The sequence below is a fragment of the Acidimicrobiales bacterium genome (assembly GCA_040219085.1).
Lineage (GTDB): Bacteria > Actinomycetota > Acidimicrobiia > Acidimicrobiales > JAVJTC01 > JAVJTC01.
Window position 1 is genome coordinate 64,065 of the sequence record JAVJTC010000023.1, and the last position, 12,038, is coordinate 76,102.

At 68.3% G+C, this 12,038-nt stretch carries 12 protein-coding genes and 2 tRNA genes; all 14 read right to left on the reverse strand.

Annotated elements, in window-relative coordinates; genetic code table 11:
* Positions 1–15 precede the first annotated feature (15 nt).
* Positions 16–1,695: a diguanylate cyclase gene (locus RIE08_09790; protein ID MEQ8717890.1), complete on the reverse strand. Its 1,680-nt coding sequence runs from the start codon at positions 1,693–1,695 to the stop codon at positions 16–18.
* A 70-nt stretch (positions 1,696–1,765) separates the two neighbouring features.
* Positions 1,766–2,281 (reverse strand): ribose 5-phosphate isomerase B, encoded by a 516-nt coding sequence (gene rpiB, locus RIE08_09795; protein MEQ8717891.1) that lies wholly within the window; start codon positions 2,279–2,281, stop codon positions 1,766–1,768.
* On the reverse strand, positions 2,278–2,631 hold the full coding sequence (locus tag RIE08_09800; GenBank protein MEQ8717892.1) for a hypothetical protein: 354 nt from the start codon (positions 2,629–2,631) through the stop codon (positions 2,278–2,280). Before RIE08_09800 ends, rpiB begins: the two co-directional genes overlap by 4 nt.
* A 327-nt stretch (positions 2,632–2,958) precedes the next feature.
* Complete coding sequence (locus RIE08_09805; protein MEQ8717893.1) at positions 2,959–3,207, reverse strand: nucleotidyltransferase family protein; 249 nt, start codon at positions 3,205–3,207, stop codon at positions 2,959–2,961.
* 262 nt (positions 3,208–3,469) lie between these two features.
* Positions 3,470–4,321, reverse strand: a complete 852-nt coding sequence (locus RIE08_09810) for a nucleotidyl transferase AbiEii/AbiGii toxin family protein (GenBank protein MEQ8717894.1) — start codon at positions 4,319–4,321, stop codon at positions 3,470–3,472.
* Positions 4,318–4,869: a type IV toxin-antitoxin system AbiEi family antitoxin domain-containing protein gene (locus RIE08_09815; GenBank protein MEQ8717895.1), complete on the reverse strand. Its 552-nt coding sequence runs from the start codon at positions 4,867–4,869 to the stop codon at positions 4,318–4,320. Before RIE08_09815 ends, RIE08_09810 begins: the two co-directional genes overlap by 4 nt.
* Positions 4,870–5,156: 287 nt before the next feature.
* Positions 5,157–5,230 (reverse strand) — tRNA-Arg (locus tag RIE08_09820).
* Between the two features lie 70 nt (positions 5,231–5,300).
* A tRNA-Ser gene (locus tag RIE08_09825) sits at positions 5,301–5,391 on the reverse strand.
* 60 nt (positions 5,392–5,451) lie between these two features.
* Complete coding sequence (locus tag RIE08_09830; GenBank protein ID MEQ8717896.1) at positions 5,452–6,924, reverse strand: DHA2 family efflux MFS transporter permease subunit; 1,473 nt, start codon at positions 6,922–6,924, stop codon at positions 5,452–5,454.
* Positions 6,925–6,951: 27 nt separating this feature from the next.
* Positions 6,952–9,246, reverse strand: a complete 2,295-nt coding sequence (locus RIE08_09835) for an MMPL family transporter (protein MEQ8717897.1) — start codon at positions 9,244–9,246, stop codon at positions 6,952–6,954.
* Positions 9,247–9,434: 188 nt separating this feature from the next.
* Complete coding sequence (locus RIE08_09840) at positions 9,435–9,959, reverse strand: antibiotic biosynthesis monooxygenase (GenBank protein MEQ8717898.1); 525 nt, start codon at positions 9,957–9,959, stop codon at positions 9,435–9,437.
* Positions 9,960–10,011: 52 nt separating this feature from the next.
* Positions 10,012–10,329: a hypothetical protein gene (locus RIE08_09845; protein MEQ8717899.1), complete on the reverse strand. Its 318-nt coding sequence runs from the start codon at positions 10,327–10,329 to the stop codon at positions 10,012–10,014.
* A complete protein-coding gene (locus RIE08_09850; protein MEQ8717900.1) occupies positions 10,326–11,501 on the reverse strand; it encodes a PspC domain-containing protein in 1,176 nt (391 codons plus the stop codon). The genes RIE08_09845 and RIE08_09850 overlap by 4 nt, the downstream gene beginning before the upstream one ends.
* Positions 11,502–11,638: 137 nt before the next feature.
* The coding region (locus RIE08_09855) for a fasciclin domain-containing protein (GenBank protein MEQ8717901.1) at positions 11,639–12,038 on the reverse strand (400 nt) is incomplete at its 5' end.

Sequence of the window (12,038 nt, forward strand, 5' to 3'; positions counted from 1 at the left end):
CCCGCCCGCCGGCTCTCAACCGGAGCACTCCACCCGATCGCGGCCGTTCTCCTTGGCGCGGTACAGCGCCTCGTCTGCGCGACCCAGCAGAGACTCGAGGCTCTCGCGCACGCGTCGATTCGCAACCCCGGCACTGATCGTGACGGCCGGTCCGTCCCCCGGTGTGTTCGCCACGGCCTCCCGGAGACGCTCTGCGGTGAAGCGGGCGCCGTCCGGGTCCAGGCCCGATGAGAGCACCAGGAATTCCTCGCCTCCGAGGCGCACGGCGATGTCGTCACCGCGGACGGTGCTGTGGGTCACCGCAGCAACCCGGGCCAGCACGCGGTCGCCGATGGCGTGTCCGTGCGTGTCGTTGACGTCCTTGAAGTGGTCGATGTCGATCATGACTGCGGCGATCCCCGTCCGGTGGCGGTCGTCGAAGGCCAGGATGCGTTCGGCCACGTCCTCGAGGTATGCCCGGTTGTAGAGCCCGGTGAGCGGGTCGTGCGTCGCGCGGTCGTACAGCCGGGCCCGGTCGAGTTCGGCGAGTCGGCGCATGGTCTCGCGCTCGAGGGCGACCTCGATGAGTGGCGCCATCCGCTCGATGATTGCTGTCGTCGGCCCGTCGAGGTCCGGCGCGGAGTCCAGCACCATGGCGGCGCCGCCGCTGCCACCGTCGGGTGCGGGAAGGGCTATGGCGACGCGACCGCCCTCCACCGCCGAGTCTCCGGCGAGTGCTGAAGCAACTGCAGGTCCGGGAACAGCGGGTTGGCCGGTGAAGTCCGTTTCAGCGGCGAAACACAGGGTCGTGGTGCCTTCCCGCACCCAGAACTCCTCCGCGGCCGCGCCGACGAACGATTCGAAGATCGCCGACAGGGTCGGGGCGACTCGCGAGAAGTCCGGTTCGGCCGTGAGCACCTCGGTGGCCTGTTTCATCGCGCGGTTCGCCTCGAGCAGGAACGCGAGTCCCGGGTCCTCCGACGCCATGAGGTAGATCCCGCATTCCAGGTCTGCGACCTTCGCCATGATCGGCTCGACGAGCTCGGCGGGGATGATCCGACCGTGTTGGGGTGCGATCGTGGCGATGGGCAGTTCGCTCAACTGCGCCACGGCGTGGGCGAGGAACTCCCTGCCCGGCATGTAGTGCTCGTGGAACACCCGGATCTCGTCGAAATAGGACATCGACTCGGCGAAGAGGCCGTCCGGTCCGGAGAACCCCCCGAACAGGTCGGACGAGAAGAGGATGCCGCTCGCCTCGTCGAAGGTGCAGAACGCCCCCGGGAAGTGCACGTAGGGCGTGAAAGCGAACCGCAGGCCTCGATCTTCGAGGTCGAGCCGCCAGTCGTTCTCCTCGATGAGCCAGGTGGGGAGTCCGAGGTCGGCATGGTCGGTGAGAGCCGCACTTCGCCACTGCGTGACCATCACGGCGTCGGGGTGGATTCCGCGCCTGACGAAGCTGGGAATCGCGGTGACCACGTCTGGATCCGAGTGCGAGGCGATCAGCCAACGGACATTGCGGAGTCCGACGATCTCGTCGATGGCGTCCATGACGTGGTCGGCGGTGAGCGCTGAGCCGGGATCGACGACCACGGACTGGTCGCCCTGTTCGATCAGATAGACGTGACACTGGAAGGAATCGCCCGGGATGGTGCCACCCACCCACCAGACGCGGGGCGCGAGTTCCCTCGCGTCGTGGGGGCGCATCACCGCCGTCATGGGGGAACTATCGGCCCGATTCTCCCTGAAATCGAGGGTCCGAGGTCCCGCAAGCCCGGGGAGAGGGGCGTCAGTTCTCGAGTGCGGCGATCTGGTCGATCCGGGCCTGGTGGCGACCGCCTTCGAACTCGGTGGCGAGCCACAACGTGACGATCTCGGTCGCGAGCTCCGCGGCGACGATGCGTGCGCCGATGGACAACACGTTGGCGTCGTTGTGCAGCCGGGACATGCGCGCGGTGTAGAGGTCGTTGCACAGCGCAGCCCGCACGCCGGGGATCTTGTTCGCCGCGATCTGCTCGCCCTGACCGGACCCGCCCATCACGATCCCGCGATCGACCTCGCCCGAGGCGACCTTGCGCCCGACGTCGGCACAGAACGGCACGTAGCTCGTGGACTCTGCGGACTCCGTGCCGACGTCGGTGATCTCGTGGCCGGCCGCCTCGAGCGCCGAGATCAGGTGCTGTTTGAGCGGGAACCCCGCGTGGTCACTGCCGATGGCGATGCGCATCGCACCATCGTTGCAGCTCCGGTGGGTGCGCTCGGGGAGCGCCACTATCGCGACGACGGTGACTGCCAGGTGCCTCAAGTCGGTGCGATGGCATCGCTCTGGTTGTTCACGATGGCGATCTCGCCGTACTGGTTGTCGACACACCGCTCCGCCAGATCGGCTGCGGCCTCGCCGGCCAGTCGGTGCACATCTTCAACGGAGTGGTAGCCCCCGCCTCCGTAGATGCTGTCGCCCGCTTCCAGCGTCTGACCCGAGGCCAGAATCACCCGCTGGCTGTCGCCGTCCCACGAGGTCGAGCTTGGCCAGACGACGGGATAGCGCTCGCCGATCTCCTCCAATGCGACGTAGAGGCAGGCCCCTTCGATCTCGAGGACACCCCTGATCTCTGCAGCCTCGTTGTCTCCCGAGTTGCCTTCGAGATGGCGCATGACGGGCCCATCGAGCCCTTCGATCGATTCGTTCGAGCCACACCCGCCGCCTACGACCAATGACAGCGCGCAGCAAAGAACACCGGCTGTACCGAGACGCGATGAGGTCCGCATGAACTCGGCGATTTTACCGGCGGCCGGTGGCGCCGAGTCCGCGCCCGGGACGACTCGTGGATTGCCGAGGGGATCGCCGAGACCCGGCCCTGGTTGGTCGGTCAGGTTTCGGCGTCGCCCTCATTGGTCTGCTCGATCAGCAGTTGGACCGCGTCGAGGAGCGGATCGCCTCCACTGCGTCGACGATGTCGCGCAGCCGGGACTCGTCCTGGCTCAAAGCGGGACGGCCTCGGCCAGGACCTGGTCTCGCAGCCATTCCCGAAGAGACGACGGAGTGCCGACGTCGACCTTCACACCGAGCGCCTCTTCGAGCTCCACGCCGATCGACAGAATCTCGATCGGTCGAGCGTCAGGTTCGAGCTCGACCAGGAAGTCAATGTCGCTTCCCGGCCGCTCGTTTCCCCGAGCTACCGAGCCGAAGATGGCGACCGACCGACCGTGATGGCGCGCGACGATGACCAGCCTACGGGGTCGAGCCTTTCCCGGAAGGGCAAAAGGTCTCCGCGCCGTCTCGGTCCGACCTCCCGACCGACGGTCCTCAGCGCGCTTGGAGGGACTCGAACCCCCAACCTTCTGATCCGTAGTCGGTCCCGACGGGTCCGGTTGGTGTTGTCGCCTGCTGTTCTACCAGGTCAGGTGCGGTGCGGGGTCCGGCGGGGGTTGCGGAATCCGGGCCGGTGACGCCTCGTAGATTGCCAACGGGATTGCCAACTGTGCGGTGGGGCTACCCCATGTCGGCGATGAGGTCGTTGGCCCAGGCGACTGCCTCGTCGACGCTGCCCAGGACGTCGAGGCCGTCGGCTGCTTCGGCGTAGATGGTGTCCCAGCGCTCGTAGGCGACGACGGTGGGCGGCCAAGCGTGGCTCTGGCGGGCCGTGAAGAGGCGGGCGGCTGTGGCGCCCACCGCGGTGAGGTCGACGTCTTCGTCTTGCACGAGCAGTTGGAGGTCGACCAGGTCGTGTCCCCGTTCGTTCCCGCCGGTCCGCGGGTTGATGCTCGTGCAGGCGTGGAGCTTCTGAGCGATTTGATGTTCGATGGCGAGCACCGGGATTGGGTCCGGCGTGGGTAGGCCGAGTTCGTCGAACAGCTCGATGAGGTCGTCGGCGATGCGGAGCGCCGGAGTCTGGGTGCTGCCGATCTCGTCGTGGCCGAGTTCGAAGGGCACGGTCAACCAGTGGCGGCTCTGGTAGGCGAGCCCGATGCGGAACGGCTGCATCACGTACTCCTCGGGCACTCCTGGAGGCTCGGGAGCGTCCAGCACGGTGAGGGTGCCGGTGAAGCCACCCCATCCGGCGGCCAGGCGGTCGCTGAGTTGGTCGAGGTAGTCGTCGAGGCCGAGCCCGGCGTCTCGGGCGGCGTCGAGGTCGGGAGTGAAGCGGCTCGTCCCTTCTCCGACGCGGAGTTTCATGGCGGTTCCGCCCTTTACGACTCCGGGCGGGAGCATCTGTCCCACAACGGTGTTGGCGACGGCCCGTTGGATGCGGCGGGTCGGCCGACCCGTTGCCCGGGCGAAGTTGTCGATCCGCTTCTCCAGCGACCGCTGGTTCGGTGGCGGATCTTCCCGCTTCGCGCTCATGCCGAAGCCCCGAGGTCCGCGAGGATCTCTCGGCCCTCGCGCCGCGTGAGCAGACCTCGTTCCGCTGCCTCCTGGGCGGCGTCGACGAGTCGCTCGCCCATGACAAGGTCCCTGCAGTCGACGAGTGCCCGCGCCACGGTCGTCGTCGGGACTCCCTCGAACCGGGTGAGGTCGGCCGGGTCGAGGTCGCGACGGATCATCTCGACGCGGTCGGGGAGTTGAGTGCGCACTCGATGCGGCGTGCCGACTCGGATGCGGCGAGGGTTGACGAGGCCGAGGTCGTGGAGAGCGAGCACGGCGTCATGGGTGAGGTACGCATCGCGACCTACGAGGAGGACCGCCTCCATGTACTCGTCGCAGGCCGTCTTGGGGATCTCCTCGAAGCGGTAGACACCCCGCCCGACATGCTCGAGACCACCCCTCGCCGCGAGCTTGCGCAGTTCGACCGGCGGGACATCGAGTTCGTCGGCGTCGCGGGTCGTGACGTAGCCGTACTGATCGAAGGCCAGGTCGCGAAGCTGTCGCCGGTAGGTGTCTGCAAGCGTCATGTGAGGAGGTCTGCCAATTTCGTACCGAGAACAGTACGGAAATGACTTGTCAATACCGTACCATTATCAGTACGGAAGTGCCATGGGGGCTCGAACTCATGCCGAGGGGTATGTCCCGCTACCCGTCGTCTTCCTCGAGCAACCGCCATGGGAGCTTCCCACCCTCCACATTGGGAAGGTCGAGGACCTTCCTCGCAGCAGAACAGGGATGTTCTCACCATGTTCTCACGGAGCGGTCTCGTTGGACAGGTCCGGACCCAACGACGCTCTGACCTGCGAATATGTAGCGCGCTCGGAGGGACTCGAACCCCCAACCTTCTGATCCGTAGTCAGATGCTCTATCCATTTGAGCTACGAGCGCAGAACAGCCCCGAAGCCTAGTGGGACCCTGGGGACGCGCCACCGGAGTTCCGACCTCGGGGGATGTCGAGCGGAGAGGGTGGGATTTGAACCCACGAGGCACCTCTCGGCACCTACTCCCTTAGCAGGGGAGCGCCTTCGACCGGACTCGGCCACCTCTCCCGGTATGGACCGCCGAGCGTAGCGTCTCGGCCGCTCGACTCGGTCAGCGGCGTCGCCCGGTCAGCCCGTGGCGGCGGCCGGATCGGGCACGCTGACCTGGGTACACCCCGACGCCACGCTCGTTTGTTGAGCCGTGTGGGTCTCGACGGATCGGGTGATCGTCATCCAGGCCACGGCGGAGCCGACCACACACAGAACCGCCGAGATGAGAAGTGCGCGTTCGTAGCCCCGGGCGAACTCCGCGCCACCGACCGCGCCGGTGATGCCGGCCGCGGCGGGCAACAGCGCCGTGGCGAGCAGGCTGCCGACCCGGGCCACCGCGTTGTTGACGGCGGACGCGATGCCGACGTCGTCGGCGGCGGCCGCGGCGAGAACCGAGGCCGTGAGCGGGGCGACCATCGTCGCGAGGCCGACGCCCATGATGATCACCCCGGGGACGACGTCGGTGAGATAGGACGCGTCGGCGTCGATCGCGCTCAGCAGGAGAAGCCCACCGGCCATCGCGAGTGGTCCGGTCACGAGAAGGACGCGCGGTCCATGGCGCGCGGACAGCTTCCCGGCGACGGGCGACCCGATGATCGTCAGGAAGCTCATCGGGAGGGTGGCCGCTCCGGCGGCCGTGGCGCTCCACCCCACGACGGTCTGGAGTTGGATCGTCAGGAAGAAGAAGGCACCGCCGAGGGCGAGGTAGACGACGAGTGTGTAGAGGTTCGCCCCCGAGAACTGGCGTGACGAGAACAGCCGGAACGGGAGCATCGGGTCGCCCGATGCCCGCTCGGCGACGACGAACATCGCGATTGCGAGCACGCCGATGGTCGCGGTGAGCACCACCGGGCCGTCGCCCCAGCCGTCGGTGGGGGCCTGGACGAGGGCGTAGGTGATGCCGGACACCGCGATCACGGCGAGACCGCCCCCGCGCAGGTCGAGCGTGCGGGCCCGCGGGTCACGGGACTCCGGGACGTGGCGCCAGGTGGCCCAGGTGGCCACGACGGCCAGCGGCAGTGAGATGAAGAAGACGACCCGCCAGTTCAGCGCCTCGATCAGGACACCACCGAGAAGGGGCCCCGTGGCGGTCGACAGCGCCGAACCCGACGCCCAGGCGCCGATGGCCGCGCCCTTGTCGTCGGGATGGAAGGCGGCGTCCACGATCGCCAGGCTCGCGGGCACCATCAGCGAGGCGCCGACGCCCTGCAGGAGTCGACCCGCGACGACCACCCACAGTTCCGGGGCGACGCCGCCGAGAACCGACCCCGCGCACAGCAGGCCCATCCCGTACAGGAACATCCGCTTGCGGCCGTAGATATCGCCGGCAGAGCCGCCGACGAGGATCAGCGCCGCGAGCGTCAACAGGTACCCGTTGGTGACCCACTGCAGGCCCGCGAGGTCGGTGTCGAGGTCCTCGGCGATGGACGGCAGGGCGACGTTGACGACCGTCGAGTTGAGGAAGGTGACGCCCGAACCCAGCACCATCGCCGCGACGACCCAACGGCCTTCGGGGCTCGCGAGGCGGAGACCGGACGGGTCGGCGTTCACCGACCCGTCCTCGATACGGCGATGGGTTCAGACCCCCGCGGGGACCCGCTCGCGCCTGTCTGCCCCGCCGCCCGGTTCCCCGTCGCCGTCGGGTTCGTCGCCGCCACCCTCGACGTCGATCTTCGGGATGAGCCGGTCGAGCCAGCGCGGCAGCCACCAGTTCCTGTCACCGAGGAGTTCCATCGTGGCGGGCACCAGGAGCATGCGCACGATCGTCGCGTCGAGCGCCACGGCCACGGCGAGACCGAGGCCGAACATCTTCACTCCACGGTCGGTCTCCAACATGAAGCTGCCGAAGACCACGACCATGATCGCCGCGGCGGCGGTGATCACCCGGGCGGTCGCGGCGAGGCCGTCCGCGACGGCGCCCGCGTTGTCGCCGGTGCGGTCGTACTCCTCCTTCACCCGCGACAGCAGGAACACCTCGTAGTCCATGGAGAGCCCGAAGACGATCGCGAACATCATCATCGGCAACCAGGACTCGACGGGTGCCGGCTCGATGTTCAAGATGCTGCCGCCCCATCCCCACTGGAACACCGCCACGACCACGCCGTAGGCGGCACCGATCGAGATCAGGTTCATGAGAACGGCTTTGAGCGGGACGAGCAGCGAACGGAACACGGCCATCAGCAAGATGAACGACAGCGCGAGCACGACGCCGAAGAACAGCGGCAGGCGGTCGCCGAGATAGGTGGCGAAATCGACGGCGACCGCCACGGATCCGGTGACGGCGGGTTCCACGGCAGAGCCATCGGTTGCGGCGGGGATGACCTCGTCGCGCAACGTGTTGACGAGGTCCGTCGTGTCCTCGTCCTGGGGGGAGGTCTCGGGAATGACCCTCCAGAACACACCGTCGCCGTCGTCGCTGACGATCGGCTCGCTGAAGCGGTCGATCCCGTCGGTCGAGGCGAGGCCGGCCGTGATGCGATCCAGCACCGCGTCGTCGCCGCCGGCCGGGAGTTCAGCCACCACGAGTAGCGGCCCGTTCGTGCCGGGTCCGAACCCCTCGGAGATGAGGTCGTAGGCCTGGCGTGTGGTCGTGTCCTCGGAGAAGTTCCCCTCGTCGGCGAAGCCGAGGCGTAGCCCGAGCACGGGAAGGGCCAACAGCACGAGAACGACGAGACCGCCCAGAACCGCCGGCCAGGGGTTGCGCTGGATCCAACGGCTCCACCGGTAGGGGACGGTCTGCTCGATGGGCTTCGGCTTGCGTTGCGGGAGCGTCCTGCGCAGGGGCCCGCGGAACGAACCGATCACCATCACGGCCACTGCGAGCAGCAGGATGGGTCCGGTCACGGTGGCCGGGTCGGCCCCGATTCCGAGGGTGAACAACGCGGCGGCGACGATGGCTGCGGCGACGATGCCGCGGTAGCGCGTCACCTCGACGCGGGGCCCGACGAAGCCGAGCACAGCGGGTAGAAGCGTGATCGAGGCGACCATGGTTGCGGCGACGGTGATCGACGCGCCGATCCCGAGTCCCCGGACGAACTGCACGCCCATGAGGAGCATGCCCAGCAGCGAGATGATCACGGTGGTCCCCGCGAAGAGCACCGCCCGCCCGGCGGTGTCGATCGCGATGCCCGTCGCGGTCTCGGGATCCCGGCCGCGATGGAGTTCCTCACGGAACCGGGTGACGATGAACAAGGCGTAGTCGATCCCGACGCCGAGACCGATCATGATCGCGATGAGGCTCGTGAAGTCGGGCATCTCCACGACGTTCGACAGGATCGTGACGATGCCGACGCCGGCGCCGATGCCGCCGATGGCCGTGCCGATCGGCAGGCCCATTGCGAGGACCGAGCCGAAGCCGATCAACAGGACGAAGATCGCGAAGGCGAGTCCGATGAACTCGGTCTCGGGGGGTTCGAACTCAGCGAAGATCACGCCGCCGATCTCCACCCGAAGCCCGTCGAGTTCAGGGGCGAGTTCGTCCATCTCGGCGCCGATGTCTGCGCCGGTCTCCACGCTCGCGTCCCGGGGGATCTCGATCTCGGCGAAGGCGATGGTGCCGTCCGCGGAGATCTGGGTCTCGTTGTCGTCCTCGTAGGGGCTGCGCACGATGACGTCGTCGATCTCGTCGACCTCGGCCAGGTAGTTGACCATCGCCGACCGCACGGCCGGGTCCTCGACGCCCTGTTCGGCCTCGAAGACGATCTGTCCCGTCTGGCCCGAACCGTCACCGCCGAAGCGGTCCTCGAAGATCTCGAAACCGCGCTGGCTCTCGACGTCGGGCAGGCTGAACTCGCTGCGGAACGCGCTACCGGCGGCGGACGAGATCCCGCCGATGACCACGACAGCGGCGATCCATGCGATGACGACGGTCATGCGGCGGCGATGACACAACTCACCAAGGCGGCGAAGCACGGCGTTCCTCTCGATTCGACCTCATCGGGGCGGGCGGCGCAGCGCCGGGCCCTACAGGTGGCGGGCGGTACGCGAGAGCCCAAGCTAGCCGACCCCCAGGGTCGACCGGTACCAGATGGTCGGGTCCTTACCTGAGGGTAACCAGTCGCCTACCGCCGGTCCTTGACTTCGCCCGTCGAGTAGAGCCAGCCGGACAGTGTCCGTGTGAGATACGGGAGCACGGGCCAGGTGAGCAGCGCCGAGAGCACGAGCACCGAGATTGCGAGAGATAGGCGGTCGGGGAGGCCGTCGATGAGGGGCGCGAGGACCTCGTCGAGGCCGAGCAGCAGCGCGTAGACGGCGACGGAGGACACCAGCACGCTCTTCCACAGCGGCGGGTGGCCGGTCCCCTGACGTCGGGGCAGAGAGAACCAGAGTTCGATTCCCTGGGCCGTGCGGGTCTCGGTCCGTTCGATGAAGTCCTCGGCCGCCGCGAGCCAACCGTGGCACTCCTCGGAGTTCTCCCAGTCCTCGAGGTGCTCCGGCGTGTCGAAGTGGATGACGGTGACGTACTCGAAGTCGTCGCCGCCACGGGGTGGGAAGACCTCCGCACCGAGGTAGCCGTCGAAGCGTGCGACGGCCGTGTTGATGTCGTTCTCCCACCGTTCGAAGTCGGCGAGCCGGTCTGGGCGCACGCGGTCGACGATGACTTTGGTCGCAGCCCCCTTGCGGGGCTCCGGTTCTCGGTCAGGTCCAGTCGTCGGGCGGTCCATCAGCGTCCTCCGGGTCGTCCCCCGAAGGATTGTCGCCGATGGAGACGTCGACGTCGCCGCCCACCGTGGGGCCGCGCTCTCGGCGCCGGCGGATGATCGCCGTGCGAACGGTGGTGAACAAGCCGGCCACGCCCACTGCCACCAGTGCCGCGGGCCACATCCACACACCCGCATCGTCGACATCGCTCGCCGCGATGATCCCGACGTAGCCGAGTGCGACGAACAGAACTCCGAACACGAGGGGGACCGAGCGGATCCGTCGCTTCGTCGTGGTGGCGGCCGTGGTGCTCATCGCTGAACCTCCGCGTTACCCAGGTCGACCTCGAGGTCGAGCACGATCAACCCCCTGCGCTCGCCGACGGCGTCGTAGGTCCCGTCGATCTCGTTGCTCACCCCGTCCTCCTCCACGCCGAACACCTCGATCCGGCCGAGGTCGACGTCGCTGGTGAGGCGGACGTCCACGTCCGGCGGGACTGTCACCTCTGCGTTCCCGATCGAGAGATCGACGTCGATCCGCACGGTTTCCCCGTCGAAGTCGAGCCCGGAGAGATCGACGACCAGGTCACCGATGCCCAGTTCGTAGCGCCGCTCGAGATCGTCGAAGTCGGTCACGACGTACTCGCGGTCACCGACGCCGTCGCGTATGGCCGGCTCCACCGCCGCGGTCACCGGAATGGCGAGGGCGAACAGGATTCCGAGTGGCACGAGGCCCCTGGCCCGACCGGTGAACGCCGAGGCGATCAGCCCCGCGCCGATGATCACGAGGCCGCCGCTGACGACGGCGAGCGCGGACACGTCGACCCAGTCGGCGAGGTGCAGTGCGAGGGAGATCCCGCCGCCGAGCAGGAGCAGGGACAACACGAGTGGGGTGATGACCGTCGAGTCGTCGCGGACCGGCTCCGGCTCCTCCGGGGCGGCCGGCACGTAGGACTCCGGGGGCGCGGTCGGCGGCGGGGGTGGTAGTTCGTCGGGCGGGGGCGGTTCCGGCGGCGGCCCTTCCGGAGGCGAGGGCGGCAAGGGGGGTGCCGGCGGCGTCTCGTCACGGTCGGGGTCGCGGACGAGGATCGCGATCCCCACACCGATGAGGAGGAGGGGGATCGTCAGCCCCCACATCGGTCCGGGGCCGACGATCCAGAACAGGAGCACGGCGCCGAGGATCAACGCCACGAGGCCGGCGGCGTTCTGGGAGCCGCTGCCGAGTTCCATCCCCTGGTCGGCCGGGGAGTCCGCCGCGGGCATCACCAGCCAGGCGATCAGATAGAGCAGGACGCCCGATCCTCCGAGGACGGCGGCTGCGACGAAGAGGATCCGGATGATCGTCGGGTCGATGCCGAAGTGCCGGCCGAGTCCGTCGCAGACGCCCGCGATCTTCTTGTCGGTCCCGCGGCGCAGGCGGCGCGGACCGGGACCGGGAGCCGCGGCGGGCACCTGGGGCGGAGGCGGTGGGTGTGTGGTCGTGTCCATGAGTTCATCATCTGCCCCCTACCCGGTGTGTGACATCGGGGAAGACCCTGATTCGTCCCCGAGACGACCCTGGGTCTGGCCGTGACGCGCAGATCCCGCCGGACATGTCCGGCGGGATCCACGGGTCGGGGTCGGGGTCAGGAGGGAAGTAGGACGCCGTCGATGATGTGGACCGTCGCGTTCGCGGTCGGCACGTCGGCGCACCCGACGGTGGCGACGCCGTCGTTGATCACCAGGGTGTCACCGTCGACGGTGAAGGTGAGCACGCCCTCGGCGGCGGTCTCCACCATTCCCAGCTCGGCGAGGTCAGAGCTGGAGAAGCTCTCGCCGATGACGACGTGGTTGGTGAGGATCGTCGTCAGGAGGTCGACGTCGGCCAGAGCGGCGTCGAGTGCCCCGTCGGGGAGGGCGTCGAAGGCGTCGTTGGTGGGGGCGAAGATGGTGAACGGGCCTTCGCTGTTGAGGGTGTCGACGAGGTCGGCCTCCATCACGGCGGTCACCAGGGTGGACAGCACGGGGTTGGCCGATGCCGCGGTG

Bases quoted from the DNA above. Each gene is read 5' to 3' on its own strand.
- RIE08_09790 (MEQ8717890.1), bottom strand. From the start codon at position 1,695: ATGACGGCGGTGATGCGCCCCCACGACGCGAGGGAACTCGCGCCCCGC.
- RIE08_09800 (MEQ8717892.1), bottom strand. From the start codon at position 2,631: ATGCGCCATCTCGAAGGCAACTCGGGAGACAACGAGGCTGCAGAGATC.
- RIE08_09810 (MEQ8717894.1), bottom strand. From the start codon at position 4,321: ATGAGCGCGAAGCGGGAAGATCCGCCACCGAACCAGCGGTCGCTGGAG.
- RIE08_09815 (MEQ8717895.1), bottom strand. From the start codon at position 4,869: ATGACGCTTGCAGACACCTACCGGCGACAGCTTCGCGACCTGGCCTTC.
- RIE08_09835 (MEQ8717897.1), bottom strand. From the start codon at position 9,246: ATGACCGTCGTCATCGCATGGATCGCCGCTGTCGTGGTCATCGGCGGG.
- RIE08_09845 (MEQ8717899.1), bottom strand. From the start codon at position 10,329: ATGAGCACCACGGCCGCCACCACGACGAAGCGACGGATCCGCTCGGTC.
- RIE08_09850 (MEQ8717900.1), bottom strand. From the start codon at position 11,501: ATGGACACGACCACACACCCACCGCCTCCGCCCCAGGTGCCCGCCGCG.